We start from the raw sequence: 26858 nt of genomic DNA on the forward strand, positions 1-26858 counted from the left end.
ACTATTATAAAATTCTAAATGGAAGGTATTAATTTTTGCGTTTATCGTAAATTGCACCCTTGAAAAGGACTATTTATTAGAGATGGAGCAAATCAAGACCTACACCCCGAAAAATAAGATCAGGATCGTCACGGCGGCGTCCCTATTCGATGGCCATGATGCCGCGATCAATATTATGAGGCGCATCATCCAGGCTACGGGCGTGGAAGTGATTCACCTCGGGCATGACCGATCGGTGGCCGAGGTGGTGGATTGCGCTATTCAGGAAGATGCCAATGCCATCGCGATGACCTCCTATCAGGGAGGGCATAATGAATACTTTCGATATATGTATGACCTGCTCCAGGAAAGAGGGGCCGGACATATCAGGATCTTCGGTGGCGGAGGGGGAGTGATCCTACCCGAAGAGATAGACGCTCTGATGAATTACGGGATCACGCGCATCTATTCTCCGGACGACGGCCGAAAGATGGGGTTACAGGGGATGATCAATGACCTTGTGGAAAAATCTGATTTTAAAACCCCTTCCCTTGTTTTGCCTGACGGGAAGGATCTGAAAGCGTCTCTTCGCGACAAGGATGCCACGACTATCGCCAGGATGATCAGCCTTGCGGAGAACAGGCATGACGAATACGAAAACTGGATCGAAAAGCTCGGGAAGCCTGCGAACACCGTACCGGTGCTGGGAATCACCGGTACGGGCGGAGCCGGTAAATCGAGCCTTGTGGATGAGCTGGTGAGGAGATTTCTCTTCGACTTTTCCGATAAGCATATCGGTATTGTGTCTGTGGATCCTTCCAAGAGGAAGACGGGAGGCGCACTTCTGGGAGACAGGATCCGGATGAATGCCATCAACAGTGAAAGGGTATATATGAGGTCCCTGGCCACCCGCCAATCAAACCTCGCCCTTTCTAAATACGTAGGGGAAGCCATCGGTATCTTGCAGCACGCCCAGTTCGACCTGATCATTCTAGAAACTTCCGGCATTGGTCAGTCCGATACCGAGATCATTGAGCACAGTGACCTTTCCCTTTACGTGATGACGCCAGAATTTGGTGCGGCCACCCAATTGGAGAAGATAGACATGCTCGATTATGCCGACCTGGTAGCCATCAACAAATTCGACAAACGAGGGGCCCTCGACGCCCTGAGGGATGTGCGGAAACAATATGTCAGGAATCACAACCTCTGGGATGCTGATCCCGAAACCCTACCCGTCTACGGCACCATGGCTTCCCAATTCAACGATCCCGGGATGAACAGCCTATACAAGGCCGTGATGCGAGGTCTGCGTGATAAAGCGGGAAGCGATTTGGAATCTTCATTTGAGACGGCGGGAGAAGAACCTGAGAAACGATTTATTATCCCCCCCGCCAGAACCCGTTATCTTTCAGAGATCGCGGAGAGCAACAGGGCCTATGACCAACGGGCCTTCACCCAAAGTAATACGGCCCAGACCTTGTTTGGCCTGTACAGGTCTGTTCTGTCCCTTTTGGGGGCAGAAGCAGTGGCAGAGAACGGCTCTGAATGGCCATTTCTGACAGAAGCTGGACTGAATGAGACCGCTTTGGCCAGGGAGGTCCCCGAAGCAAAAAAGGACCTTCTCAACCTGCTGATCGGGGAATTCAACACCGTAAAGCTAAACCTGGACCCTCACCACTGGCAGACCCTGTACCAGTGGAAATCCCTGGTAAAGCGTTACAGGGAACCTGTTTACCGATTTAAGGTCCGCAACAGGGAATTGGAAATAAGCACACACACGGAATCGCTTTCACACCTTCAGATCCCCAAAGTGGCCCTGCCCAGATATGAGGCCTGGGGCGATCTCCTTCGATGGACCCTCCAGGAAAATGTCCCGGGAAGCTTTCCCTACACAGCCGGACTTTACCCATTTAAGCGCACTGAGGAGGACCCCACCCGCATGTTTGCCGGGGAGGGCGGACCCGAGCGTACCAACCGCAGGTTTCATTACGTGAGCCTCGACATGAAGGCAAAACGCCTTTCGACGGCATTCGACTCCGTAACCCTTTACGGGAACGATCCTGGCAAGCGGCCAGACATTTATGGGAAGATCGGGAATGCCGGTGTCTCCATTTGCTGTCTGGATGATGCCAAGAAACTCTATTCCGGCTTCGACCTTACGAATCCCATGACCTCGGTCAGTATGACCATAAATGGGCCAGCACCCATGCTATTGGCTTTTTTCCTCAATGCGGCCATTGATCAGAACTGCGAAAAATACATAAGGGAAAAAGGTCTTGAAGAAGAGACGGAGAAGAAGATCGCTTCCCTTTACAAGGGGAAGGAAAAGGCAAGGCCCCTCTATGCGGGAGAATTGCCGGAAGGCAATAACGGACTGGGTCTAATGCTCCTGGGGGTAACCGGAGACCAGGTACTGCCAAGGGAGGTATATGACTCGATCAAAGCAAAAACACTGCAGGAGGTAAGGGGAACCGTGCAGGCAGATATCCTGAAAGAGGACCAGGCTCAGAATACCTGTATTTTTTCGACAGAGTTCGCTCTTCGACTCATGGGCGACGTACAGGAGTATTTTATAGGAAAGAAGGTGCGGAATTTCTATTCGGTCTCCATTTCCGGATACCATATCGCGGAAGCAGGGGCCAATCCCATAACACAGTTGGCCTTTACCCTTTCCAATGGGTTCACCTACGTAGAATATTACCTGAGTAGGGGTATGGACATCAACAAATTCGGACCCAACCTCTCCTTTTTCTTCTCCAATGGGATAGACCCGGAATACGCCGTTATCGGGAGGGTGGCCAGGAGGATATGGGCAAAGGCCATGAAGGAGAAGTACGGGGCCGATCCCAGGGCACAGATGCTGAAGTACCACATACAGACCTCCGGTAGGAGCCTGCACGCCCAGGAAATCGACTTTAACGATATACGTACCACCTTGCAGGCCCTGTACGCCATTTACGACAATTGCAATTCCCTCCATACCAATGCCTATGACGAGGCTATTACGACCCCCACGGAAGAATCCGTGCGCAGGGCTATGGCGATTCAGCTGATCATCAACAAGGAACTGGGACTGGCCAAGAATGAGAATCCCCTGCAGGGATCCTTTATCATTGAGGAACTGACGGACCTGGTAGAGGAAGCCGTTCTGATCGAATTCGACAGGATCACGGAAAGGGGAGGGGTCCTGGGTGCCATGGAGACCATGTATCAGCGCTCTCAGATTCAGGAGGAAAGCCTTCACTATGAGACCTTAAAGCACAATGGGGACTATCCCATCATCGGTGTAAACACCTTCCTGAGTTCCAAGGGCTCCCCTACCATCCTTCCCAAGGAAGTGATCAGGGCCACGGAAGAGGAGAAGGAACGGCAGTTGTACACGCTCGACAATTTGAAACGGCGTGATCCGAACAAGGCTGAGAAAGGCTTGAAAGAACTTCAGGAGGTGGCGGTCCGCAACGAGAACATCTTCGAGAAACTCATGGAGGTGGCAAAATACTGTTCCTTGGGCCAGATCACACAGGCATTGTTCCAGGTAGGGGGGCAATACAGGCGCAACATGTGATCAGGACATAGGAAGGCAACGAGAAGAAAAGAGCTGATTTTTTTTGTTGGATTCTTATCCCAGGTACTCCCTGAAGTGCCAGGTCTCCCTTGGCTGATTGCCATGTATAAGTGATTTTCGCCACTTTTTAAAGGACCTTCGGAAGATACGGATCTCCCGCCTCAAAAGGTTCAGATATTCCTTCTCACTCATCCCATCCCTTTCCAGGCCATTGCAGTATGAATTGATATTTCGCAACATGATCCCTATAAAGGTAGCACTCTTCATGCGGTCCCTCATGGAGGATGAGGTTTCGGCCCTTGCGATCTGTTGGGGGATCAAAACGGCGTCTGTGATCAGGGAATCTGCAATATGGTCCCGGTGGCTATCGGACTGATACAGGGTGAGGAGATTTCTATTGTAAGAAACAAAGGAAGCCAGCTCCCTGCTTAGGGTGCAAAGGTCCAAGGCTTTTTTATAGATAGGAAGGGATCCTAGATGATTTTGGGACATCGTTCTCTCTCATTGCATTAATTACTTAAAATTACATGCTAATCAGACGAAGTCGCTTTTTAATTTAAAGATAAATTCATAATTTGCTTTATAAAGGTAATTTTACAACGTTAAAAAATTTGAAATCACAGATAGATCACCTGAACTGGGGAATACTGCAATGTCTGCAGGAGAATTCCCGTGAATCCTTTTCCAGTATTGGCCGGAAGGTAGGCCTTACCCCTCCCGCTGTGGCAGAGCGTGTCAAAAAGATGGAAGACCTCGGGATCATCACTGGTTATTTTGCCAGGGTATCCCATGCCATGGCAGGGTATCAGCTCAAAGCCATTATCACCCTGAAGGCCTTTATGGGGAAATTAAAGCCCTTCCTGGATTTGGTGGTCACCCTGGACGAGGTGGTTAACTGCTACAGGATCACCGGAAATGAAAACATCATCATGGAGGTTATCCTGAGAGACCAGTTCCACCTGGAAAAGTTTATTGACAAACTGATCCTCTATGGGGAGACCCGTACCCATATCATTTTATCCGATGTCGTGGCAGATGCCCCGATAAAAAAGAGGAGGGGATAAGAATTATTCCTTAATTTAGATCGGCAGGTGAAGAGTTTTTTTGAATGCCTGCGTCCAGGGAGTTTTTAATCCGACTTTTTTCCGGGTTCGCGAATTAGTTTTGGCCGGATTTTTGAGGAATACAATGCTATGAAATTTACCTATTTTCTCTTTTTATTTGTGATCATTACCGGCCTGACCTCCCTGCGATCCCAGGAAGTGGTCATTCGGAAAGGGCTGGTTCAGGATTCCATCCGCATTAACGATTCCATTCCAGAAACTTTTGCCGTGTACCTTCCCACAACTTACCAGCCTTCAGGTATGTGGCCTGTTTTGTTTGCCGTGGATATGGAAGGACGTGGAAAACAAGTCGTACATATGTTCCAGGAGGTGGCAGAGAGGGAAGGATTTATCGTGGCAGCCTCCAACGATATACACGACTCCCTTTCCATTGTTCAGAATACGCTGGTCATGAGCAGGATGTTCAACCGGGTATACGGTCTGTTCCCTATCCATAAGAAGAGAACCTATACGGCCGGACTCGGAGATGGAGCTCAGTTCGCCACGGTGATCGCATCCCTGATAAAACCGGTGGAAGGAGTTATTTCATTTGGTTCCGGTATCCCGTATAAGGAATTAATAGACCCTAAGAATCCGTTTCAGCTTATCGGGATTGTAGGAAGATCCGACCATCACTTCAATGATCTCCTGGAAGATTCCGGCAGGACCAATACAACTTTAAAAGCCCTGGGAAAATCGAAAATGGTCGATTATCTCCTGGTCTTTGAAGGAGGGTCGCAGTGGCCGCCTCCCACTTATATGCAGCGCGCCTTTGAGATCCTCAATCTCAGAAGTATGAGTGAGGGCAATATCGCCCGGGACTCGGCCTATATAGGAAGTATTTACAATCGGAATTTCGCCGAGCTCAACACCTTGGTTGAGGAAGGAGATTACCTGGGTGCCTCCTTCCTGGCTGATGAGATGATAGCCAAATTCAAGAATCTACTGGATCTTGAAGAATTGAAGAGAAGGAGAAAATTCATCGGTCGCGAAAAGGAATACCAACTGCAGTTGCGCAAACAGAATCGGTATTTGCAAAAGGAGTATTTCATCCGAGAAGAGTATGAATACAATCTCAACGACGACGTCCTGACATTGAATTACAACAATCTGGGATGGTGGAATTACCAGATGGGAGAGATTGATAAATACCGCAAGAGCAGTGATCCTTTCGAAAAGGAGATGGGTGAGCGATTGCTGGGATACCTAAATGCACTGGTGGAGGACAATATTGAACTGGAAAAAGCCCAGAATCCCGTCAACGAAGAGGCCCTGAGTTACCTTTGGATGGTAAAGACCATAACGGCACCTCTGGAATATGAGAATTACCTCAATATCATATCGGACAGTGCTAAATACGAAGACTTCGGTACCGCCCTCTTCTACCTGGAGGAGCTTCTCAAGAACGGCTTTACGGATAAGGCGGCTCTTTATTCGCTTAAGAATACTGCCCTTCTGAGGATCACTCCTGAATTCAACGAGATCATTGAAAAGTACTTCAAGGATGCGAGATACGACCTGATAGAGGATCAGTAATCCTCGCCCATGATTGCACTTTTAAGTCTCAAACACGTTTTTTCCTCAGAAAATCGATAAAACCTTATCTGATCCTGCCTTTGAGCAAACCGGAACGGAGCAGATACAGGAGCAGTATTCCCATGACCCCCACGACCATGGCGATATACCAGGTAGTTCGGTACCCAAAGTTAGCGATGGAGACCATGCCGCCGTTATGGGCAAAGATATGGGAGATGGAAAAGGCAATGTTGTAAAGGGCCATGTACTCCCCCTGCCTGCCTGTACGGGAACGTTCCATCGCAAAAGCACTGGAGAACGGAAAGGTAACCATCTCTCCCAGGGTCATCAGGATCATGCCGATGACCAGGAGGCCGGTCCAGTTGCCGAAAGTCAGGAAAAAGTAGCTGCAGGTCGTTAGTGCCAGGCCCAGCATCATAAGGGAGACCCTCGAAAGGGTCGAGGTTTCCAGAAACTTGATCAGGGGCATTTCAAAGGCAAAGATGATAAATCCGTTCATGGCGAGGAGTAAGCCTATGCTTACCTCGCTCAGGGATCTCGCCTCGCTGTAGAAGAGAGGGACCGTCGAAAAGTACTGTACAAAGATAAGACCCAGCAAGATCATGGCCCCTATGAAGAGGAGGTAGGGATAATCCTTGTAAGCAGAACGAGGGGCTTCGTTCCTGTACACGTCGAGTTCCTTCGCTTTCTTCGGATTGAGAACGAGCAATAGCAGGAGGGCAGCCAGTAAACAGGTGATGCCGTCTACCCAAAACAGACCCAGGTAACCCATGGATGCTATGATAACCCCTCCTATGGCTGGCCCGGCTGAAAAACCCAGGTTGATGGCCAGGCGGATCAGGGTCACGGACCGGGTCTTGTTCTCGTGTTTGCTGTATGCGCTCATGGCCACATAAGTGGCCGGCCTGAAGGAATCCGCGACGACCATCAGGACGAAGATCCCACCGCAAAGGGCATAAAAGGACTCGAGCACCTGTAACCAGATAAAGAGGAGTCCGGTGAGGAAAAGGCTCCAGACCATGACCTTGTAATACCCGATCCGATCGGTGAGTTTGCCGCCCAGCCAGGTCCCTGCCAGGGAGCCCAGGCCAAAACAGCTCATAATGGTCCCTACGTCCTCCAGGGCAAATCCCCTGTCCCGGGTCAGATACAGGGAGAGAAAAGGAATGACCATGGTCCCTGCCCGGTTGATCAGGGTGACCAGGGCTAACCACCAGACCTCTCTGGAAAGTCCCCTGAAGGAATTTAAATAGGAAAGATAGAGCAACTTCATCTGGTTTGGGATACGTGCGACCTTGCCGATGGCCGGCGTAGGATCCCTCCTTTATTTGGGACTAAATCTAGCTAAAAAAAGGCCTATTCCGTACTTTTGGGATCAAAGAGAGTACGTATGAGAATTTTGATCTGCCTTCTGTTCCTGTTCACTGTAGCCAGCAGTTGTGGAGACGGAAAGAAATACCATGACGAGGTGGCCCAGAAGGAGTTACCTGCAGACAGCACAATGGCATCTATCATCGCCTTTCAGAACGACCTGAACAAGGAATTTTCCAACCCGGAGACCTCTCCTTTACCGGATCGTTACCGAAAAGATTTTGATGGACTCGATTTTTTCGAACCGGATACCTCTTTCACGGTAGTGGCCGAACTTTCCCGTACCCCCGAGGCAATACCTTTCCTGATGCCCACGAGTACGGAAAGGATGTCTGAGGAGGTGGTTTACGGACTGGTGACTTTTGAATTAAAGGGGAAGAAATACCAGTTAGAGGTGTACCAGAACGAAGAGCTAAAAAATAAGGACGGTTATGAAGATTACCTCTTTCTGCCATTTACAGATGAGACCAACGGGCGGTCCACCTATGAAGGAGGCAGATATATCGACCTGAACATCCCGGAGGATGACCGGATCCTGATCGATTTCAACAAGGCCTATAATCCCTATTGTGCCTACAACAAAAAGTATTCCTGTCCGCTGGTGCCCAGTCAGAACCACATTTCTACGGAGATCCGGGCCGGTGTGAAAGCCTTTAAATAGGTCTAAAATAAAACCCTGACAAAAATTTGCCAGGGTTTATCAACGAACTAAACAAAACTAATAAAAGACTCCCGTTAGAAAGAGTATATCGCTGCGATCAGGAATGAGGACAGATTGTTTGTGGGTGCCCCATCGCTATCTGAAAAAGGTTCATTGTCGTTGCCAAAGGTATCCAGGCGGATCTCAGGCTTTATGATCAGGTTTTCCTTGGTGAAACTACCGGTCAGTGTCAGTCCGATAACGGGAACATCGTCAAAACCATCCTGTGTAAAGGCGAAGTATTCACCCCTTAACCCAAGAGCAAAGTCATCTGAGGTCTTGAACTGTGGATACAGGGCCGCCCCGTAGAATCCGGAATCTGTTTCAGAATTTTGGTTGTAGGCAGCATTGATGCCAAGGAAGAAATCCTCTGTCAGGTCGACTCCCCCTGTATAGTCGATCTCAAATCCTAAACCGCCGTTGGAACCGCTGTCATAATACAGGTTGAGGTACTGCCCGTAAACGCCGAGTTGGGTTCCCAGGGCGTATTCTCCACTCCCGCTAATGTCGTTGGTATCCCATGGGTTAGTCACCGCTACCATCAGGCTGATATCTTCTGAAAGGGCAAAATCCGCTTTTACACCGATGTGTGAGAAAGGCCCGTTCGAGAAGAGGTAAGAAACACTGTAGTTGAAGTTCGCGACCGGACTTATAACCTCATATCCGACCCAGGTGTTGAAACGACCAATGGTCAGGGTGGTTGATTCCGATACATTCCAATAGGCATAGGCCTGGTTGATGATGCCGTTCAGCACGTCGTTCTCAAAGGTAGCCTCAGTACCCCTGGGGCCAAATACCAGATCCACGACGACCCCTGTAGAGCCCTTTTCATAGGCTCCGATCAGGTTGGCCATCCCCAGGGCAAAACCCGTTTGGTTGGCAAAGGAGGTAGGAGTGGCCGTAGTCGCAAGTCCGGCATCATTGAAGGTAGTCCTGAAATAGGTGTCTATACTCCCTGATAGGGAAAAAGGGCTGGTACTTTCTTCTTCTTCCTGTGCAAATCCCAGGACTCCGATGAGAAGAATGGCTGAATAGAGTAAATTTTTTCCGAAATTTGTATAAATAATCGTTTTCATATTTCTGTGTTGTTATCCTTTAATTAGGATGTTAATACTGTTTTAAGTTGAAATGTTGAAAAGGTTATGAACGGAGCGTTCTGCCAAACGCTCCGTTCGCTTTTGTTTTAATGTTGATTCATCCTGAAATCTGCATAGGCATCCATACCGTGCTCGTGCAGGTCGAGTCCGTCGACTTCCTCCTCCTTGGAGACCCGGATACCCACGGTCTTCTTGAGGCTGTAGAAGATGATAAAGGCGGTCAGGGAACAGAAGGTGGCTGCGGCACCTACCCCCGCCAACTGGAAGAGGAACTGGTCCCCTCCGGCTTTAGAGCCAAAGATCCCGACGGCCAGGGTTCCCCAGATCCCACAGATCAGGTGAACGGTCACCGCACCTACAGGGTCGTCCAGGCGGATCCTGTCAATAAAGGCTACACCGAGTACGATGATCAATCCCGCGATAAGGCCGATAACGACGGCTTCGTTGGGAGACATAAGGTCTGCACCTGCAGTGATACCCACGAGTCCGCCCAGGATCCCGTTCAGGAACATGGTAAGGTCGAGGTTCTTGTACAGGATGGTAGAGAGGATCAAGGCACCTACCCCTCCGGCAGCGGCTGCCAGGCTGGTGGTCACCAGTACCAGGGAAGTAAGCTCGGGATCACCTGAAAGGACTGATCCACCGTTAAACCCAAACCAACCTAACCAGAGGACGAGGACCCCTGCAGTGGCCAGCGGGATGTTGTGGCCGGGAATGGCCTTGGGCTTGCCGTCCTCACCGAATTTCCCTATCCTCGCTCCAAGGAGATAGATCCCGATAAGAGCGCCCCATCCGCCGACGGAATGGACCAGGGTAGATCCTGCAAAATCATAGAATCCGGCATCATCCCCACCCAGGGTTGAGAGGAAACCGCCTCCCCATTGCCAGGAACCGACGATAGGGTATACCAGGCCTACGTAAAGGATGGTAAAGATCATAAAAGGCCCTATCTTGATGCGTTCTGCAACGGCTCCGGAGACGATGGTAGCCGCCGTGGCGGCGAACATACCCTGGAAGAGAAAATCTGTCCACCAGGTATAGCCACCGTCTGCGTATTCGGGGGTCATTCCGTTCTCAGGTGCTGCGATCCCGAATCCGCCGAAGTCGAGTATACCTGCAGAGCCCTCGGCAAAGCCGGGATACATCAGGTTAAAACCGCCTATGTAATACATCAGCAACCCGACGGTAATGATAAAGATGTTCTTAAAGAGAATGTTGATCGTGTTCTTCTGTCTTGTAAGCCCAATTTCTAAAAAGGCAAATCCTGTATGCATGAAAAATACCAGGGCGGTACAGATCATCATCCATATATTGTTAGCTGTAAATAATCCTGCTTCCATATTTCGAAAATTGTTAGTTAGTTATCCGTTTTAGTTTATTCCTTCATAACCGTTCTCACGAGTTCTGATCCTGAAGGCGTCCAGGACCTCCGAAACGAAGATTTTCCCGTCCCCCACATTACCGGTGTAGGCGGCATCCAGGACGGTGTTCACGGTTTTTTCAAGAAAATTATCGGAGACAACGATCACCAGGTACCTCCTTTGTATGTCGGAAGTGCTATAGGAGATACCCCTGTAGACATGTCCCTGTTTTTCGTTACCAACCCCGGTCACATCCCAGTAGCTGAAGAAATTCACCTCAATGTCGTGAAGTGCTTTTTTCACATCATCAAATTTTGATTTGCGAATGATTGCTTCTACTTTTTTCATTGTATTAGTTTATTGTTGATGGGCCAAAATTATGATTAATGAAATAACCCCCTAAAAATTTGGGGGTTTATTGATCATTTTTATCATAAATATAAAATAGACCCCTAAAATATTAGGGTATAGTATTCTAAAAAGTAAAATTTAGGAATATGGTTTTTTTGTAGGCATGTTTTAACACATCCCGTAAGAAAAGGCATGGATAGCAGAGGAAAATAATTGATAATCAGATATTTAAGACAGGGCTTTCACCAGCCATAGTCCGGCTGCCACGGCAAGGATGCCCAGGATCACACTCCCCAGGATATAAAGCAGGAACGAAAGGGTCTGTCCTTCACGGAGCAGGCCGTAGTTTTCGAGAGCAAAGGAGGAAAAGGTGGTGAAGCCACCGCAGAAACCTGCGGTGAGGAATAGTACCGTGGTATTGCTGAGGCTGCTGTACCTGGCCGAGAGTCCAAGGATGAGGCCAATAAGCAGGCATCCAAGCATATTTACCCCAAAAGTACCCAGGTAAAAGGAACTTATATAAGGATTCAAGGCTTTACTGATAAGATAGCGAAGGGCGCTTCCGATCCCTCCTCCAAGGAAGACCAGCAGAAAGTTTTTCATTCCCTAAAGATAGGAATCTAGATGGCTTTCCGGTATTCTGAAGATGACAAATCAAGAGGATAGATCTTCTCGCGGGGTGTATCTGTCCTTTCTCCGGAAACCTCGGATTGCCTGCGCTTGTTCATCACCATACTGAAGGTGAGAAGGCCTGCATTCACTGCCACCAAAATAAAGAAAATGGTAAAAAAGGTTGTCATTTATCGGATTTCTTTGAAAGTATAACGCAAAAGTAAGCCATTTCTTATAGTATACGCATGAAATCCCAAATATGTTGTCAGACACTCAATTTTTGTGGCCTAGGCAAAAAAAGTGTTAATTTTTCAGGAGATACTTAAGTCCAAACAGGATTATTACGAAAAGGACAAAAACGACCCCTATCCATTTAACTCCCCGGTAGTTTTTCAGGTGAAGATTGTTGTCCTTTTTATACGAAATAACAAGGATCCACGAGAAAACGAGTACGAATACGGCAGCAAAAATGAGTTGCCCGGTGCTGAACATAATGTTTATTTTAGTGCAAAATTACGCCAAATACACATAGCATGAAAAGCAAGATCGATGCAGTAGCCCTTTTTCATCGTTCCTTCGGACTCGGGATATCTGAAAGTCCCAAAGCGGATCTGGGGGAGGCGAAGAACCTGCTGAGGTTCAACCTGATGGATGAAGAGAACAAGGAATATTTTGAGGCCGCCAAGAACAATGACCTGGTGGAGGTGGCAGATGCCCTGGGCGACATGCTTTACATCCTGTGCGGGACCATCCTGGAACACGGGATGCACCAGATTATTGAAGAGGTCTTTGACGAGATACAGAGAAGTAATATGAGTAAGCTGGGCGAGGACGGCAGGCCCATATACCGGGAAGACGGGAAAGTACTCAAAGGACCTTCCTATTTCAAACCCGATATCAAGGGAATCCTCGACCGATAGCAGTAATGGTTTCCGGAAAAAGGGTGATTTAGAAAAATAATTAGATCACCTCAAATCGCCAGCCAAAGGGATCATCTGCCTTGTTGTACTGAATGTCGGTGATCTTCTTTTTGAGAAGGGACGCATAGGAGTCTTTCATCTCGGGCAGGTCGTAATCCGAACCCCTGTAGCCAAAACCGGAAATAGGGGAGATCACAGCGGCCGTCCCGGCTCCGAACATCTCCTTCAAGCTCCCGTTCTTGGATGCTGAAACCAGTTCTTCCACCCTGACTTTTCTTATCTCCACGGTTATTCCCTCCGCGCGGGCAATATCGATGACGCTTTTGCGGGTAACACCGTCGAGTATCCGGTCACTTACGGGACTCGTCAGGAGGGTGTCATTGATCCGGACAAAAATATTCATCGCTCCGGCCTCCTCTATGTATTCGTGGGTATTGTCATCCGTCCAGATCACCTGCTGGTAGCCTTTTTGAATGGCGAGCTGAGTGGGGTAGAATTGCCCGGCATAGTTTCCTCCGGCCTTAGCATAGCCAACACCGCCGTTGGCGGCCCTTGAATATTTTTCTTCGATCAGTACCCTGACCTTTCCAGCAAAATAGGGCCCGGAAGGGGCGCATACGATGAAGAACTTGTATTGGTCTGCAGGGGAAGCGTGCAGGCCTGTCCCAGAGGCAAACACAAAAGGTCTTATATACAGAGAGCTGCCTGGGGTGGTGGGGACCCAGTCCTTTTCTATCTGAACCAGGGTTTTGAGGCCATCCATAAAGATCTCCCTGGGGAGTTCGGGTATGGAAATTCTTTTGGACGAGATGTTGAGCCTTTTCTGATTTTCATCTGGCCTGAAAAGCCAGACTTTTCCGTTCTCGTCCTTATAGGCCTTCATTCCCTCGAAGACGGACTGGCCGTAGTGGAAGATCTTGGCAGATGGATCCAGGGTGATGCCCTGGTAGGGTGTGATCCTGGGTGTTTGCCAGGCTCCGTCACGGTAGTCGCAAACCAGCATGTGGTCTGAGTGTACCTTTCCGAAAGGGAGGTTGGAAAAATCAACCTCAGAAATCCTGGATTTCTTTACTTTTTCGATGATTATATTCGTGACGTTGGTTTCCATCCGCTAAAAATTTCACGTCAAAATTAATCAATTATGAACTCTTGTTCCTTCTTTTTTGGCTGAAAAATCCCCAATTTTGTACTGTCAACTCAAATCCTGAACAAAATGAAATCATTTAACATTTTTCTTGTGCTTTTCGTCCTTCTTGCGGGTTGTAAGGAAAATAATCCTCAGAACCAAACAGCCGCTTCAGAATCCACCGCTTCGGAATCCCAATACTTCGGATCCGTATTTGACGCTGAAGGGGCTCTATCCGGAGATAAAGTGGTCATGGCCCTCAGTGAGCTCCAAACCCCTGACAGCCTTACGGTCTCCTTCACCGGGAAGGTCACAGATGTCTGCCAGATGAAGGGATGCTGGATCAAGGTCTCTTTGGATGAGGGAGAGGAAATACGGGTCACTTTTAAGGATTACGGTTTCTTCGTTCCCAAGGATATCACAGGAAAGGAGGTAACCCTTCACGGCACCGGCTTTATAGAGGAACTCAGCGTGGAAGATCAAAGGCATTTCGCGAAGGACGGTGGTGCCTCGGAAGAGGAGATACAGAAGATCACCTCCCCCAAGGTGACCTACAGTTTTGTAGCAGATGGCGTGTTGCTGAACGAATGAGGTGAAAAGGACGATCATCACCACCGCAGATGGTTCCAGGACCCTCGCTATTGAGGATTGGAACGAACATTACCACTCTACCCATGGGGCCGTAAATGAGGCTTTTCACGTCTTTATCGACCACGGCCTGGCGGTATGTGCTCAGAAAGAGGTCAGTATTCTCGAGGTGGGCTTTGGAACCGGACTAAACGCCCTGATCACTATGCACGAAGCCAAAAAAAGGAACCAGAGTATAGCTTACACGGGGGTGGAGGCGTACCCTGTTTCCCTGGATGAGGTGGATCAACTCAATTATGTAGATGAACTGGACGTGCCCCATCTTCGCACCGCTTACCTGAAAATGCACCAATGCCCATGGGGTGTAGAGGTCCCGCTGACTCCCGGGTTTACCCTTGTAAAACAGAAAAAGGATTTCGATCAGATTTCGGATCAGGGGGCTTTCGACCTGATCTATTTTGATGCCTTCGGACCCCGGGTACAACCGGAGCTTTGGACCTTTTCTATCTTCAGCAAAATGTTTAACGCCCTTAGATCTAAGGGTGTACTCGTCACTTATTCGGCCAAAGGCAGTGTGAGGCGGGCCCTTCAGGAAGTGGGCTTCTCAGTGGAAAGGCTGCCCGGGCCTCCGGGTAAGAGAGAGATGCTCAGGGGGCGGAAATCCCAGTAAAAATGACGGGAAGCAGAAGGATTGATTTTCTTAAACAAGACTGTTAAACCTTATATAAACCCGGATCATGTAGTCTGTAAATCAGATATCTTTACAAAAAAATTACAATGCGCATTTTGATCACTGGGGCTACCGGGTTGATTGGCAATGTTATCGTTCAAAAGTGCCGCGAGAATCAAATAGAAGTCAATTACCTCACTACCCGTAAAGACAAGCTTACCTCTGAAAATGGGATCAAAGGGTTTTACTGGGATCCCGCCAAGGGAGAGATAGACGGAAAATGCCTGGATGGCGTTTCGGCCGTGATCAACCTGGCAGGATCCAACATAGCAAAACGCTGGACAGAGGCGAACAAGGCGGAGATCCTCAACAGCCGTATCGACAGCCTGAAAACCCTGAGGACGGCCATTGAGAAATCTGATCGGCACCAGATCCGTTCTTTTGTTTCGGCCTCTGCCATAGGAATATATCCCGATTCCCTGGATTGCTATTACACGGAAGAAGATACACAGGTGGATAACAGCTTCCTGGGAGAGGTGGTTACGCGATGGGAAGATGAAATTTCAGAATTCAATCGTTTCTCCTTTCCCGTTGCCACCATCCGCGTGGGACTGGTCCTGTCTATGGATGGGGGGGCGCTCCCTGCGATGGTCAGGCCTGTAAGGTATTACCTCGGTGCCGCCTTCGGCAAGGGGGAGCAGTGGCAGTCATGGATCCACATTGACGACCTTGCCCGCCAGTTTCTCTTCGCCATAGAACACGGGCTCGAAGGGGTATTCAACGGTGTGGCCCCAAACCCGGTGACCAATGCCAGGTTGATAAAGGAGATAGCCTCCGTTCTCAACAAACCTCTGTTCCTGCCCAATATTCCACAGGGCCTCATGAAGTTGATCCTCGGTGAGATGTCCTATCTGCTCTATGCCAGCCAGCGAGTGAGTAGCAGAAAAATTGAGGAGGAGGGATTTGAGTTCTATTATAAGAATATTTGCAGCGCCCTTAAAGATATTTTGCATTCAGAAGAAACACCCAGCGATATCTATCAAAAGGAATTCGTCTGAACCGCATATTTTGATTTGGAGTAAAATGGAACACCCCTGGGAGGGTGTTTTTTTATGTGACATTTTGACATTTTTCGATAAATGGCAGTACTTTTGCCATTCTGAATCGAACAGGCATAAACTTGGCTGACAATGAGTGAAAAAGACAGAATAGAAGAAATGGAAGAGATGGAGGATGCCCTCGAACAGGAAGATCCTCAGGAGGAGAAGCTCCGGGATCAGTCCGGGGAAGATGAAACTGAAGGAGCAGATCAGCACTCCCGGGAAGAGGAACTCCAGGCAGAACTCGAAAAGGAAAAGGACAAATTCCTGAGACTATTCGCTGAATTCGAGAATTTTAAGAGGAGGACCTCCAAGGAGCGGATGGATCTCTTCAAGACTGCCGGACAAGAGGTAATGGTATCTCTGTTACCCGTGCTGGACGATTTTGAGCGTGCTTTGAAGGAACTCGGCAGATCTTCTGAAAAAGAGTTGTTCAAAGGAGTGGAACTGATCCACCATAAATTCAAGGACACTTTAAAGGCAAAGGGGCTTGAAGAAATAGAGGCAAAAGAAGGCGATGCCTTCGATGCCGAGATTCACGACGCGATCACCCAGATCCCTGCCCCGAATAAAAAACTGAAGGGCAAGATCATCGATGTGGTGGAGAAAGGATATCGCCTGGGCGATAAGATCATCAGGCATCCCAAGGTGGTAGTAGGAAATTAATCGGTAGACATGAAGCAGGACTATTACGAAATTCTTGGGATAGATAAGTCGGCCAGCGCCGCCGAGATCAAAAAGGCATACAGGAAAAAAGCGCTGGAATTCCATCCGGATAAGAATCCCGGGGATCCAAAGGCGGAAGAGATGTTCAAGAAATCCGCAGAGGCCTATGAGGTCCTTAGCAACCCGGATAAACGGGCGAGGTATGATCAATATGGTCATGCAGCCTTCGAAGGGGGCGGCTTTGGTGGAGGCGGCATGAACATGGAGGATATCTTCAGCCAGTTCGGGGATATTTTCGGGAGCGCCTTTGGTGGCGGTTTTGGGGGCTTCGGAGGCTTTGGAGGAGGTCAGAGGCGGGTGAAAGGGAGCAATCTCAGAATCCGTGTCAGGCTCTCCCTGGATGAGGTAGCCCATGGGGTAGAGAAAAAAGTGAAGGTCAAGCGAAAGGTCCAGGCGCAGGGCGTCACCTATAAAAATTGTTCCAACTGCAACGGCAGCGGACAGGTTACCAAAATCACCAACACCATTCTGGGGCGCATGCAGACCGCTACAACATGTAGTAATTGCGGGGGTAGCGGGCAGGTGATCGATCACAGACCCTCCCATGCAGACGCCCAGGGATTGCAGATGGTGGAGGAAACGGTATCCATCAAGATCCCTGCCGGGGTTGAAGATGGCATGCAGCTTAAGGTCAGCGGTAAGGGGAATGAGGCACCCGGCAACAGTGTCCCGGGAGACCTTTTAGTAGCCATCGAGACCAAAGAACACGAAACCCTGAAACGCGAAGGGGATAACCTGCATTACGACCTGTATATCAGTATATCGGATGCAGTTCTGGGCACGTCCAAGGAGATCGACACGGTGGGAGGAAAGGTTCGGATCAAGCTGGAACCGGGAATTCAATCGGGCAAGATCCTGCGCCTAAGGGGCAAGGGCATTAGCAACCTGAACGGTTATGGCAGTGGAGACCTCCTGGTGCATGTCAATGTCTGGACCCCCAAGGAACTGAACAAGGAACAAAGGGAGTTCTTCGAAAAGATGAACAAGCACGAAAACTTTGAACCCAAGCCAGAGAAATCCGACAAATCGTTTTTTGAGAAGGTAAAAGACATGTTTTCTTAAACCATTTCATAGGCGGTTTAAATAAAAAACGTATATTTGAACCGATACTGGGAGACCAGTATTAATTTTCTTTTTCATAGCAATTTTTTTCCCATCCTCGATCTCTCGGGGATGGGTTTTGCTTTTCTGGGGGGTGTTCATGGCCTCCATAGTGGGAAAATATGGCGTCCAAGCAAGGATGAAAAGGGAAGTATCAATTAAAGGATCGCACAAGGATTTGGCGGAGGGAAAATCGCCTTGTATCCTGTTACCATATTCGTATGTAATACCTCCTCTTTTTCGTTCAATTCTCTATCTTTGACAAAATTGCATGCATGAATCCCATCCTGGTTGCCGATAGGGTCACCAAACGCTACGGAACTAATTTTGCGCTCAACAACGTCTCACTAGAAATACCCTCCAACAGCATTTACGGTCTGCTGGGGCCCAATGGAGCGGGTAAAACTACCCTGATCCGGATCATCAACCAGATCACCTACCCGGACAGCGGGAAAATCCTCTTCGGGGGAGAGCCGTTATTGCCCCACCATGTATCCATGATTGGGTATCTCCCTGAGGAAAGGGGGCTGTACAAAAGCATGAAAGTAGGGGAACAGGCCCTGTACCTGGCTCAATTAAAGGGGTTGCCCAAGGCCGAAGCCAAAAAAAGGCTGCTCTACTGGTTCGAGAGACTCCAGATCGGTGACTGGTGGAACAAGAAGATCCAGGAATTGTCCAAGGGTATGGCCCAGAAGATACAGTTCATCGTCACGGTACTCCACGAGCCCAAACTGCTTATTTTCGATGAACCCTTCAGCGGCTTCGACCCCATCAATGCCAATATAATAAAGGAAGAGATCCTGCATTTAAAAGAAAGAGGTACTTCCATCATTTTTTCAACTCACAGGATGGAGTCTGTGGAGGAGATCTGTGAGTACATCGCCCTTCTTCACAACGCCGAAAAGATCCTGGACGGCAAACTCTCGGACATCAAGAAGGAATACAAGAACAATGTCTTTACCGTAGGTATGATCGCTCAGAAAGGGGACGAGATCCTCAAGGAACTTTCGGAACGTTTCCAGATCTCTGCTTCTTCCTATGACCCCCTGGAATCCCAGGTGGAATTCAAGGTTAAGCTACCTTCCCCCGATACGGGTTCCTTCCTGAAGCACCTTTCCAGCAAAGGCACCGTGAACAGTTTTGTGGAAACCATCCCATCGGCCAATGACATTTTTATAAAAACGGTACAAAGCAAATCGACCCATGAGTAAATTAGGCCTGATTATAAAGAGGGAATACCTGGCAAAGGTCCGAAACAGGTCCTTTGTGATCATGACCTTCCTCAGCCCTATTTTGATGGTAGGGATGGTGGTACTGATCGCTTACCTCACCAAGATCAACGACAGTGAGACCAGGGTAGTGGGAGTCCTGAACGAGAGTGTATTCTACTCCACTGATTTCGGGTCAACAGAATCCATGTCCTTCGTGATCTTTGAGGATGTAAGCCTGGAGCAGGCCAAGGATTCTGTGATCAACCAGAATTTTTACGGTCTGTTGTACCTGCCGGAGGGGGGTACAGCCGAGGAGGTGGCCAATAGTGCTTTCCTCTATACCAAAGAAGCACCGATTTCCGGGGTGGTAGACAGGCTGGACGGGATTTTCAGGGACCGACTGAGGCAACAGAGACTTCTCGAACTGGGTGTGACACCGGCTGAATTCGCCTCCATTGATACGGATTTTCAACTCAGGACCGAAACCTTTGAAGGGGAGAGAAACCTGAAGGGACTCAATGAACTCAAGGCATTTATCGGAGGTGGATTCGGATACCTGATCATGATGTTCATCATCATCTACGGAGGTTTTGTCATGCGCAGCGTTATAGAGGAGAAGACCAGCAGGATCATCGAGGTCATCATCTCTTCGGTCAAGCCCTTCCAGCTTATGATGGGAAAGATCATTGGGACCTCCCTGGCCGGGCTGACACAATTCGCGATCTGGATATTTTCGGCCTCCCTCCTCCTGTTTGCGATCATGTCATTTATGGGACTGGAGTCCCAGGCCCTGGAAAGCGCTGCTGTGATGCCCGGTCCCGGGGTGAGCGAACTGAGTGCGATGAATCCTGCAGGAAGCGAAATGCAGCTGTATGCCAATGAACTCATGCGGATCCCCTGGGTCATGCTGATCTTTTTCTTTATGGTCTATTTCGTGCTGGGGTACCTGATCTACAGTTCGATCTACGCGGCCATAGGCGCTGCCGTTGACAATGAGACGGATACTCAGCAATTCATCTTCCCGATCATCCTCCCCTTGATGCTGGCGATTTATGTGGGTTTCTTTTCCGTCTTTGGAAATCCCCATGGACCTATAGCTGTTGGATTTTCCCTCTTTCCGCTCACTTCCCCCATCGTGATGCTCATGCGGTTGCCGGGGGGTCTGGGAGAGGGGGGTGTGCCGATCTGGCAACTGGTCCTCTCTATTTTCCTTTTGTTGGTTACCTTTATAGGGATCGTCTGGCTGGCGGCTAAGATCTACCGGGTGGGAATACTTATGTACGGGAAAAAGGCGAGTTACAAGGAATTGTTCAAATGGTTAAAATACTAGGATGGAAAAGTTAAAGGATCTTTGGGCAGAATTCAACGAGGTGTTGACATATCAGATCTACGACAGCGAGAATATTCACATTACCGTCGGTACCTTTCTCACCATTGTCATCGGTGTGGTCGCGGTCACCTACTTGTTGCGGATCATCCACAACATCGTCATCAAGAAATTACCCGAAGCAGACAAGAATAAATTCGTCAGCATTTTTTCCTTCTTAAAGTACCTTTCGTACATCCTGGTGATCATCATCATCCTTCACTCTTCCGGAGTGAACCTCACCGTATTGCTCACGGCTTCCGCCGCCTTGTTCGTAGGCCTTGGTTTTGCCTTACAAAATCTTTTTCAGGACATCATTTCCGGGGTCCTGATGATCCTGGACCAATCTATTCACGTAGGCGATATTATTGAGGTGGAAGGCAAGGTAGGTAAGGTTTTCGAGATACGATTGAGAAGTACCAGGGCGATCACAAGGGACGATAAGGTGTTGATCATTCCCAACCACATATTTTTGACCAATACCATCTACAACTATACACAGAATCACAATATCACACGGGAAGCCCTTAATATTGGCGTGGCGTATGGAAGCGACGTAAACCTGGTTACCAACATCCTCACCGAAATTGCCGAGGAGCAGAAAGGGGTACTGAAGAATCCAGAGCCCTTTGTACAGTTTGACGACTTTGGGGATTCGGCTCTGATCTTTTCCCTGAATTTCTTTGTCTCCGATGCTTTCAGGGTTCCGAGGATGCGGTCAGAGATGCGATACAAAATAGACGCAAGGTTCAGGGAAAATGGGGTTACTATACCATTCCCACAGCGGGATGTGCATTTTTACCAGCACAGCCCCATCGCCCTCAAAAAGCAATAAGCCTGTGCTTCTTGTTTAAAGGGACGGGTTCACAAGACAGGTATTGTCAATACGGATACGAATATGGGCCTGGCACCGTTTTTGAACAGGAAGGATCATGCCCTGTATTAAGGTTGTAACAGAAAAGTGAAAAAATAGAAGACATGCCAAAAATATTAGTGATAGAAGACGAAGCCGCCATCCGACGCGTATTGGTCAAGATCCTATCTGAAGAGAACGAGCAGTACGAGCTGGAAGAGGCCGAAGACGGGCAGAAAGGCCTGGAGATGATCAAAAAGAATGATTACGACCTGGCCCTTTGTGATATCAAAATGCCCAAAATGGATGGGGTGGAAGTCCTGCAGGCATCACGCAAACTCAAACCCGAGATCCCTTTTATCATGATCTCCGGGCATGGCGACCTGGATACGGCGGTCAATACGATGCGCCTCGGGGCCTTCGACTATATCTCCAAACCCCCGGACCTGAACCGCCTCCTCACGACCGTCAGGAATGCCCTCGACAGAAAGGAACTGGTGGTGGAGAATAAGATCCTTAAGAAAAAGGTGAGCAAGAACTATGAGATGATAGGCGATAGCCGGGAGATCACTAATATCAAGGAGATCATAAACAAGGTGGCCCCAACGGATGCCAGGGTCCTGATCACGGGATCGAATGGAACAGGGAAGGAACTCGTGGCACACTGGATCCACCAGAAAAGCGAGAGGAGCAACGCCCCTTTTATAGAAGTGAACTGCGCGGCCATTCCTTCCGAACTCATAGAAAGCGAACTTTTCGGTCATGTGAAAGGAGCCTTTACTTCAGCCATCAAGGACAGGGCAGGAAAATTCGAGGCAGCCAACAGAGGCACCATCTTCCTCGATGAGATAGGGGACATGAGCCTCTCTGCCCAGGCCAAGGTCCTGCGAGCCCTGCAGGAGAATAAGATCTCCAGAGTGGGTTCGGATAAGGATATTAGTGTGGATGTAAGGGTGGTGGCCGCTACCAACAAGGACCTTAAAAAAGAGATCGAGCAAGGCAGGTTCCGGGAAGATCTTTACCACCGCCTGGCAGTTATCCTTGTGAATGTACCTTCCCTGAATGATCGAAGAGATGATATCCCCCTTCTGATCGATCATTTCTCAGAGAAGATTGCCGGGGAGCAGGGCACTGCACCCAAACGATTCTCCCAAAAGGCAATATCCCTGCTGAAAGCATACGACTGGACAGGGAATATTAGGGAACTGCGCAATGTGGTGGAGAGACTCACCATTCTTGGGAATGATGAGATCACGGAAGAGGACGTAAAACTTTTCGCCAGTAAATAAGAACTACACCTAGTCCTCCTTTGAGGCGCAGCGCTCATTCAGGGTCTCCAGGGCTCTCCCGGCTATATTCTTGGTCTTGAGGTTGTATAAGCGTTTACCCTCTGTAAGGTTTGTCTTGAGTAACTCCAGCTCACAACGTTGATAAACCTCCAGGACGTAATCCTCAGCTTCACTGCAGGGGAGGGTGGAGATCACCTTGTCAAGGGATATCCGAAAATTCTCCAGGGAGGAGTCTACCTTCGCTTCCAGGGCCTTGCCGGAGATCGGCCTGAATTTTGCAACCCCGGGCTGATCTTCCCCCGTATTCATAGTGAGATTATTGCCGTATTCGCTGGTGTGGATCTGTGGATGGTCCTCCAATGCCTCAAGGCTACCAAGGGTGTGTTCAAGCGATTTTTCCAGCAGCATGCGGGCCCCCAGGATAGAACTGGCCTTTATGGCTTTTTTGAGATACTGCTCGCTTTCCTCAATGCCCTGTTGAGCATATTCACAACCGCAGGCGCGAAATTGATCCTTGCTTTTATCTATGGCACTCAGGGCCTTATAAGTAAAATAATGCACCATGTTCATCTTATCTGAATCTATGGCCTTTTGGGTATTGGTCCGTATGTACGTGATGTTAGACCCTGCAAATTCACATGCATTCAAGGAAACAATGCCCGCAGATACGGGCAGAAAGGCAAGCCATAGATAGATCGTCAGTACCTTTAATGACATGGTTGTCCTTATTTCAGATTTGGGTGAGCTAAAAATAGAAATACGGGGAGGTATCGCCTTATTTTATCGTCATATGGGGACAAACCCACGTTTTACGTGCCAATTTGAAGGGTGTATATCAAGAATATTAAATTGACAGGCGCTTTAAAGGACACAAATAAATATCCTATATTCATCCTATGAAGAAGATCAAAAGCAAATCCTACAGGGTAGAAGAGGAGGTACGGCTCAGCGCATTGCCCACAAAAGAAGACTTTGGGGAATCCGACAAGAAACTCAAGAAATACCTCGAGAAGATCAGGGTGAAACTTGGAAAATTCCAGGACGTGATGTACGCTCACGATAAATACAGTGTTCTTATCTGTTTGCAGGGTATGGATACGGCAGGGAAGGACAGCCTGATCCGGGAAGTGTTCAAGGATTTCAATGTACGCGGGGTGCAGGTTCACAGTTTCAAGGTTCCGACGGAACTCGAAAGGAGTCATGACTACCTCTGGAGGCATTACATCGCCCTGCCACCCAAGGGGAAATTCGGGGTGTTTAACCGCACCCACTACGAAAATGTGCTGGTGACCCGGGTACACCCTTCGTATATCCTGGGGGAACATATCCCTGGGATCCACAGCGTAGACGATATAGACGAGGCTTTCTGGGAGAAAAGATTCAGGCAGATCAATGATTTTGAGCAACACCTGGCCGAGAACGGTACCATCATCTTCAAGTTTTTCCTGCACCTTTCCAAGGAGGAACAACGGCAGCGTTTGCTGAGGCGACTCGAATTACAGGAAAAGAACTGGAAATTCTCCGCCGGGGACCTCAAGGAGAGGAACTTATGGGATACATACCAGAAGTGTTACGAGGAGGCCATCAACAAGACCTCAAAGGCTCATGCCCCCTGGTATGTGATCCCAGCCGATACCAAGGAGGCCGCCCGTGTGATCGTCGCGGAGATCCTGCTTGAGGAACTCAGCAGGTACACAGATGTCGTGGAACCCGAACTGGATGAAGAAACAAAGGCCAATATAGAGGAATACAAAAGACAACTTGAAAGCGAATGAGAAGGATTTTTACAGCATTACTGATCACCTTACAGGTATTGAGCCTGAAGGCCCAAACTGAAGATGAAACACAAATCAGGGAGTTTTACGACCTTTCCCTTACCCAGGGAAAGGCCTATGACTGGCTTAATTATCTCTCGAATCAAATTGGGGGCCGACTCTCAGGTTCCGTGCAGGCAGAGCAGGCGGTGAACTATACAAAGGCACAACTCGATTCCCTTGGACTTGACAGGGTGTGGCTTCAACCTGTAATGGTTCCTAAATGGGTGAGGGGTACGCCGGAATTTGCCTACCTGGAAAGCAAACCCGGGTACACGAGCAACCTGCCAATTTGCGCCCTGGGGGGGTCAGTTCCCACCCCGCCCGGAGGGGTGAAGGCCGGGATCGTTGAAGTAAAGTCACTGGATGACCTGGAGACCCTAGGAAGGGAGAAAATAAAAGGTAAGATCGTCTTTTTCAACCGCCCAATGGACCCTTCACTGATCAATACCTTCCAGGCCTACGGAGGTGCTGTAGACCAGAGGTCTTCAGGCGCAGCCCAGGCTGCCAAATACGGGGCTGTGGGTGTGATTGTAAGGTCTATGAACCTCCGTCTTGATGACTATCCCCATACGGGTTCGACCAACTACGGCGACCTGCCGGAAAAGGACAGGATCCCTGCGGCTGCCATCAGTACCAATGGGGCGGAATTCCTGAGTACCACCCTCAAGCTCAACCCGGATGTGCAGTTCTATTTTAAACTGAATTGCAGACAACTGGAGGATGTGCAATCCTATAACGTGATAGGGGAGATCAAAGGGAGTACCCGGCCCGAGGAGATCATGGTCGTAGGAGGGCATCTCGATTCCTGGGATCTGGGAGACGGGGCCCATGACGACGGTGCCGGCTGCGTGCAGAGCATGGAGGTGCTGAGGTTGCTCAAAAAGAGTGGGTACAAGCCGAGGCGCACTATCCGCGTGGTGCTTTTCATGAATGAGGAAAACGGCCTCCGAGGGGGCAGGAAATACGCATCTGAAGCCGACCAGAAAGGGGAAAAACACGTATTCGCCCTGGAAAGCGATGCGGGAGGATTTACCCCCAGGGGTTTCGGCTTTGACAGTTCTGATGCTGATTTTGAAAAGATTTTGGGATGGAAGACCTTGTTTGAACCCTATCTCTCTGACGAATTTATCAGAGGCGGGGGAGGAGCTGACATACGGCCCCTGAAAAAGGAGGGAATGGTCCTCGTGGGCCTGCGACCCGATTCACAGCGGTATTTTGCACACCACCACGCACAGAATGACACCTTTGAGCACGTAAACAGGAGGGAACTCGAGCTGGGTGCGGCAGCCATGACCAGTCTGATCTACCTGGCCGACAAATACGACTTGGGCAAGGTTCCAAACTGAAATACCACCCCGGGCTGAAGGGTGAAATGCCCGAATAGGATTTAAGGCCAGAATCCATATCTTTGCGGCTCTAAAAAATAATTCCCCATGGAAAACGGAATCTACGCAAAATTCAACACCTCAAAAGGTGAGATCCTGGTTAAACTGACTCATGAAAAAACGCCCGGTACGGTGGGCAATTTTGTCTCTCTGGCAGAGGGCACATTAGAAAATAAGGCAAAGCCGAAGGGAACTCCTTACTATGACGGACTAACCTTCCACCGGGTGATTCCCGATTTCATGATCCAGGGGGGTTGCCCGCTTGGAACGGGTACCGGCGATCCGGGATACAAATTCGATGATGAATTTCATCCGGATCTCAAACACGATGCGCCGGGTGTTCTCTCCATGGCAAATGCAGGCCCGGGGACCAATGGCAGCCAGTTCTTCATCACCCATACGGCTACCCCATGGCTGGACAACAAGCATACGGTATTCGGACACGTCGCACAGGGGCAGGAGGTCGTGGATACCATAGAGCAAGGGGATAAAATGGACTCCGTGGAAATCCTGAGGGTTGGGGACGACAGTCAGAAATGGGATGCCCTGAAAGCTTTCAGATCTTTTGAAAAGTCCAGAGAGGATAGGATCGCCAAACAAAGGGAAAAAGCCGAGGCGGAGATCCAAAAGCTCTCAGCCGGATTCGATAAAACTGAAAGCGGTCTTCGCTACAAATTCATCCAGAAGGGAAAAGGAAAAAAACCCAGTAGAGGTCAGCGCGTATCCGTCCACTATGAAGGGTCGCTGATAAACGGACAGGTTTTTGATTCCTCCTACAGGAGAAAGGAACCTATAACGTTCCAGCTGGGAACGGGTCAGGTTATTTCGGGATGGGATGAAGGCATAGGTTTGTTGAGTGTTGGAGACAAAGCGAGGTTTGTGATCCCCTCGCACCTGGCCTACGGAAGTGCCGGAGCAGGAGGGGTTATTCCTCCGGATGCCACACTGATCTTCGATGTGGAGTTGATGGAGGTTTCCTGATAACGATAAATGGGAAAACTTCTAATTCCTGTTGGCCATCTGAATCG

26 protein-coding genes are annotated in these 26858 nt (G+C 49.1%); 17 read left to right on the forward strand and 9 right to left on the reverse strand.

Annotated elements, in window-relative coordinates; translation table 11 throughout:
* Positions 1 to 82: 82 nt before the first annotated feature.
* The gene (locus GWK09_RS09160; protein ID WP_163692943.1) at positions 83 to 3547 is read left to right on the forward strand and encodes a methylmalonyl-CoA mutase family protein; all 3465 of its coding nucleotides are present in this window, start codon (positions 83 to 85) and stop codon (positions 3545 to 3547) included.
* A 54-nt stretch (positions 3548 to 3601) separates the two neighbouring features.
* Here the strand turns inward: GWK09_RS09160 and GWK09_RS09165 are convergent, their stop codons facing one another.
* A complete protein-coding gene (locus GWK09_RS09165; protein WP_239530888.1) occupies positions 3602 to 3994 on the reverse strand; it encodes a hypothetical protein in 393 nt (130 codons plus the stop codon).
* Positions 3995 to 4158: 164 nt separating this feature from the next.
* Here GWK09_RS09165 and GWK09_RS09170 point away from each other — a divergent pair, with 164 nt between their 5' ends.
* Together GWK09_RS09170 and GWK09_RS09175 are read left to right on the forward strand one after the other, a co-directional pair.
* A complete protein-coding gene (locus GWK09_RS09170; RefSeq protein WP_163692947.1) occupies positions 4159 to 4611 on the forward strand; it encodes an Lrp/AsnC family transcriptional regulator in 453 nt (150 codons plus the stop codon).
* Positions 4612 to 4740: 129 nt separating this feature from the next.
* Entirely contained in the window at positions 4741 to 6186 is a 1446-nt protein-coding gene (locus tag GWK09_RS09175; protein WP_163692948.1) for an alpha/beta hydrolase, read from the forward strand.
* Between the two features lie 64 nt (positions 6187 to 6250).
* On the opposite strand, the gene GWK09_RS09180 is transcribed toward GWK09_RS09175, so the two are convergent.
* Positions 6251 to 7459: an MFS transporter gene (locus GWK09_RS09180; RefSeq protein ID WP_163692950.1), complete on the reverse strand. Its 1209-nt coding sequence runs from the start codon at positions 7457 to 7459 to the stop codon at positions 6251 to 6253.
* A 117-nt stretch (positions 7460 to 7576) separates the two neighbouring features.
* Between GWK09_RS09180 and GWK09_RS09185 the strand changes: the two genes are divergently transcribed.
* Positions 7577 to 8218: a DUF1684 domain-containing protein gene (locus tag GWK09_RS09185; RefSeq protein WP_163692952.1), complete on the forward strand. Its 642-nt coding sequence runs from the start codon at positions 7577 to 7579 to the stop codon at positions 8216 to 8218.
* A gap of 74 nt (positions 8219 to 8292) precedes the next feature.
* Here the strand turns inward: GWK09_RS09185 and GWK09_RS09190 are convergent, their stop codons facing one another.
* The 5 genes from GWK09_RS09190 to GWK09_RS09210 form a co-directional block, all read right to left on the reverse strand.
* The gene (locus GWK09_RS09190) at positions 8293 to 9333 is read right to left on the reverse strand and encodes an outer membrane beta-barrel protein (RefSeq protein WP_163692954.1); all 1041 of its coding nucleotides are present in this window, start codon (positions 9331 to 9333) and stop codon (positions 8293 to 8295) included.
* A 107-nt stretch (positions 9334 to 9440) separates the two neighbouring features.
* A complete protein-coding gene (locus tag GWK09_RS09195) occupies positions 9441 to 10694 on the reverse strand; it encodes an ammonium transporter (protein WP_163692955.1) in 1254 nt (417 codons plus the stop codon).
* 30 nt (positions 10695 to 10724) lie between these two features.
* Positions 10725 to 11063, reverse strand: a complete 339-nt coding sequence (locus GWK09_RS09200; protein WP_163692957.1) for a P-II family nitrogen regulator — start codon at positions 11061 to 11063, stop codon at positions 10725 to 10727.
* A 231-nt stretch (positions 11064 to 11294) separates the two neighbouring features.
* Positions 11295 to 11669: a fluoride efflux transporter CrcB gene (gene crcB / locus GWK09_RS09205; RefSeq protein WP_163692959.1), complete on the reverse strand. Its 375-nt coding sequence runs from the start codon at positions 11667 to 11669 to the stop codon at positions 11295 to 11297.
* Between the two features lie 17 nt (positions 11670 to 11686).
* Positions 11687 to 11866: a hypothetical protein gene (locus tag GWK09_RS09210; RefSeq protein ID WP_163692961.1), complete on the reverse strand. Its 180-nt coding sequence runs from the start codon at positions 11864 to 11866 to the stop codon at positions 11687 to 11689.
* Between the two features lie 345 nt (positions 11867 to 12211).
* On the opposite strand from GWK09_RS09210, the gene GWK09_RS09215 reads away from it, so the two are divergent.
* Positions 12212 to 12598, forward strand: a complete 387-nt coding sequence (locus tag GWK09_RS09215) for a pyrophosphohydrolase domain-containing protein (RefSeq protein ID WP_163692963.1) — start codon at positions 12212 to 12214, stop codon at positions 12596 to 12598.
* A 40-nt stretch (positions 12599 to 12638) separates the two neighbouring features.
* Here the strand turns inward: GWK09_RS09215 and GWK09_RS09220 are convergent, their stop codons facing one another.
* A complete protein-coding gene (locus GWK09_RS09220) occupies positions 12639 to 13706 on the reverse strand; it encodes a branched-chain amino acid aminotransferase (protein WP_163692965.1) in 1068 nt (355 codons plus the stop codon).
* A 105-nt stretch (positions 13707 to 13811) separates the two neighbouring features.
* Between GWK09_RS09220 and GWK09_RS09225 the strand changes: the two genes are divergently transcribed.
* The 9 genes from GWK09_RS09225 (at position 13812) to GWK09_RS09265 (ending at position 22628) form a co-directional block, all read left to right on the forward strand.
* Positions 13812 to 14315: a DUF4920 domain-containing protein gene (locus GWK09_RS09225; RefSeq protein ID WP_163692967.1), complete on the forward strand. Its 504-nt coding sequence runs from the start codon at positions 13812 to 13814 to the stop codon at positions 14313 to 14315.
* A gap of 1 nt (position 14316) precedes the next feature.
* Positions 14317 to 14982, forward strand: coding sequence for a tRNA (5-methylaminomethyl-2-thiouridine)(34)-methyltransferase MnmD (gene mnmD / locus GWK09_RS09230; RefSeq protein WP_163692969.1), 666 nt, complete (start codon positions 14317 to 14319; stop codon positions 14980 to 14982).
* Positions 14983 to 15089: 107 nt separating this feature from the next.
* Positions 15090 to 16040: a TIGR01777 family oxidoreductase gene (locus GWK09_RS09235; protein ID WP_163692971.1), complete on the forward strand. Its 951-nt coding sequence runs from the start codon at positions 15090 to 15092 to the stop codon at positions 16038 to 16040.
* Between the two features lie 132 nt (positions 16041 to 16172).
* Positions 16173 to 16748, forward strand: a complete 576-nt coding sequence (locus tag GWK09_RS09240) for a nucleotide exchange factor GrpE (RefSeq protein ID WP_163692973.1) — start codon at positions 16173 to 16175, stop codon at positions 16746 to 16748.
* Positions 16749 to 16757: 9 nt separating this feature from the next.
* A complete protein-coding gene (gene dnaJ / locus GWK09_RS09245; RefSeq protein WP_163692975.1) occupies positions 16758 to 17870 on the forward strand; it encodes a molecular chaperone DnaJ in 1113 nt (370 codons plus the stop codon).
* 314 nt (positions 17871 to 18184) lie between these two features.
* Entirely contained in the window at positions 18185 to 19120 is a 936-nt protein-coding gene (locus GWK09_RS09250) for an ABC transporter ATP-binding protein (protein ID WP_163692977.1), read from the forward strand.
* Entirely contained in the window at positions 19113 to 20450 is a 1338-nt protein-coding gene (locus GWK09_RS09255) for an ABC transporter permease (protein ID WP_163692978.1), read from the forward strand. The genes GWK09_RS09250 and GWK09_RS09255 overlap by 8 nt, the downstream gene beginning before the upstream one ends.
* A 1-nt stretch (position 20451) precedes the next feature.
* Entirely contained in the window at positions 20452 to 21321 is an 870-nt protein-coding gene (locus tag GWK09_RS09260) for a mechanosensitive ion channel family protein (protein WP_163692980.1), read from the forward strand.
* Positions 21322 to 21464: 143 nt separating this feature from the next.
* Positions 21465 to 22628: a sigma-54-dependent transcriptional regulator gene (locus GWK09_RS09265; RefSeq protein ID WP_163692983.1), complete on the forward strand. Its 1164-nt coding sequence runs from the start codon at positions 21465 to 21467 to the stop codon at positions 22626 to 22628.
* Between the two features lie 9 nt (positions 22629 to 22637).
* Here GWK09_RS09265 and GWK09_RS09270 read toward each other — a convergent pair whose 3' ends face one another.
* On the reverse strand, positions 22638 to 23345 hold the full coding sequence (locus GWK09_RS09270; protein ID WP_163692985.1) for a hypothetical protein: 708 nt from the start codon (positions 23343 to 23345) through the stop codon (positions 22638 to 22640).
* A 179-nt stretch (positions 23346 to 23524) separates the two neighbouring features.
* On the opposite strand from GWK09_RS09270, the gene GWK09_RS09275 reads away from it, so the two are divergent.
* The 3 genes from GWK09_RS09275 (at position 23525) to GWK09_RS09285 (ending at position 26811) form a co-directional block, all read left to right on the forward strand.
* The gene (locus tag GWK09_RS09275; RefSeq protein WP_163692986.1) at positions 23525 to 24403 is read left to right on the forward strand and encodes a PPK2 family polyphosphate kinase; all 879 of its coding nucleotides are present in this window, start codon (positions 23525 to 23527) and stop codon (positions 24401 to 24403) included.
* A complete protein-coding gene (locus GWK09_RS09280; RefSeq protein WP_163692988.1) occupies positions 24400 to 25791 on the forward strand; it encodes a M20/M25/M40 family metallo-hydrolase in 1392 nt (463 codons plus the stop codon). Before GWK09_RS09275 ends, GWK09_RS09280 begins: the two co-directional genes overlap by 4 nt.
* Before the next feature lie 87 nt (positions 25792 to 25878).
* The gene (locus GWK09_RS09285; protein ID WP_163692990.1) at positions 25879 to 26811 is read left to right on the forward strand and encodes a peptidylprolyl isomerase; all 933 of its coding nucleotides are present in this window, start codon (positions 25879 to 25881) and stop codon (positions 26809 to 26811) included.
* Positions 26812 to 26858: the final 47 nt, after the last annotated feature.

The organism is Muriicola jejuensis (assembly GCF_010671595.1).
GTDB classification, from domain to species: domain Bacteria; phylum Bacteroidota; class Bacteroidia; order Flavobacteriales; family Flavobacteriaceae; genus Muriicola; species Muriicola jejuensis.

Bases quoted from the DNA above. Each gene is read 5' to 3' on its own strand.
- GWK09_RS09160 (WP_163692943.1), top strand. From the start codon at position 83: ATGGAGCAAATCAAGACCTACACCCCGAAAAATAAGATCAGGATCGTC.
- GWK09_RS09175 (WP_163692948.1), top strand. From the start codon at position 4,741: ATGAAATTTACCTATTTTCTCTTTTTATTTGTGATCATTACCGGCCTG.
- GWK09_RS09180 (WP_163692950.1), bottom strand. From the start codon at position 7,459: ATGAAGTTGCTCTATCTTTCCTATTTAAATTCCTTCAGGGGACTTTCC.
- GWK09_RS09185 (WP_163692952.1), top strand. From the start codon at position 7,577: ATGAGAATTTTGATCTGCCTTCTGTTCCTGTTCACTGTAGCCAGCAGT.
- GWK09_RS09190 (WP_163692954.1), bottom strand. From the start codon at position 9,333: ATGAAAACGATTATTTATACAAATTTCGGAAAAAATTTACTCTATTCA.
- GWK09_RS09195 (WP_163692955.1), bottom strand. From the start codon at position 10,694: ATGGAAGCAGGATTATTTACAGCTAACAATATATGGATGATGATCTGT.
- GWK09_RS09200 (WP_163692957.1), bottom strand. From the start codon at position 11,063: ATGAAAAAAGTAGAAGCAATCATTCGCAAATCAAAATTTGATGATGTG.
- crcB (WP_163692959.1), bottom strand. From the start codon at position 11,669: ATGAAAAACTTTCTGCTGGTCTTCCTTGGAGGAGGGATCGGAAGCGCC.
- GWK09_RS09210 (WP_163692961.1), bottom strand. From the start codon at position 11,866: ATGACAACCTTTTTTACCATTTTCTTTATTTTGGTGGCAGTGAATGCA.
- GWK09_RS09215 (WP_163692963.1), top strand. From the start codon at position 12,212: ATGAAAAGCAAGATCGATGCAGTAGCCCTTTTTCATCGTTCCTTCGGA.
- GWK09_RS09220 (WP_163692965.1), bottom strand. From the start codon at position 13,706: ATGGAAACCAACGTCACGAATATAATCATCGAAAAAGTAAAGAAATCC.
- GWK09_RS09225 (WP_163692967.1), top strand. From the start codon at position 13,812: ATGAAATCATTTAACATTTTTCTTGTGCTTTTCGTCCTTCTTGCGGGT.
- GWK09_RS09235 (WP_163692971.1), top strand. From the start codon at position 15,090: ATGCGCATTTTGATCACTGGGGCTACCGGGTTGATTGGCAATGTTATC.
- GWK09_RS09240 (WP_163692973.1), top strand. From the start codon at position 16,173: ATGAGTGAAAAAGACAGAATAGAAGAAATGGAAGAGATGGAGGATGCC.
- dnaJ (WP_163692975.1), top strand. From the start codon at position 16,758: ATGAAGCAGGACTATTACGAAATTCTTGGGATAGATAAGTCGGCCAGC.
- GWK09_RS09250 (WP_163692977.1), top strand. From the start codon at position 18,185: ATGAATCCCATCCTGGTTGCCGATAGGGTCACCAAACGCTACGGAACT.
- GWK09_RS09255 (WP_163692978.1), top strand. From the start codon at position 19,113: ATGAGTAAATTAGGCCTGATTATAAAGAGGGAATACCTGGCAAAGGTC.
- GWK09_RS09260 (WP_163692980.1), top strand. From the start codon at position 20,452: ATGGAAAAGTTAAAGGATCTTTGGGCAGAATTCAACGAGGTGTTGACA.
- GWK09_RS09265 (WP_163692983.1), top strand. From the start codon at position 21,465: ATGCCAAAAATATTAGTGATAGAAGACGAAGCCGCCATCCGACGCGTA.
- GWK09_RS09270 (WP_163692985.1), bottom strand. From the start codon at position 23,345: ATGTCATTAAAGGTACTGACGATCTATCTATGGCTTGCCTTTCTGCCC.
- GWK09_RS09275 (WP_163692986.1), top strand. From the start codon at position 23,525: ATGAAGAAGATCAAAAGCAAATCCTACAGGGTAGAAGAGGAGGTACGG.
- GWK09_RS09280 (WP_163692988.1), top strand. From the start codon at position 24,400: ATGAGAAGGATTTTTACAGCATTACTGATCACCTTACAGGTATTGAGC.
- GWK09_RS09285 (WP_163692990.1), top strand. From the start codon at position 25,879: ATGGAAAACGGAATCTACGCAAAATTCAACACCTCAAAAGGTGAGATC.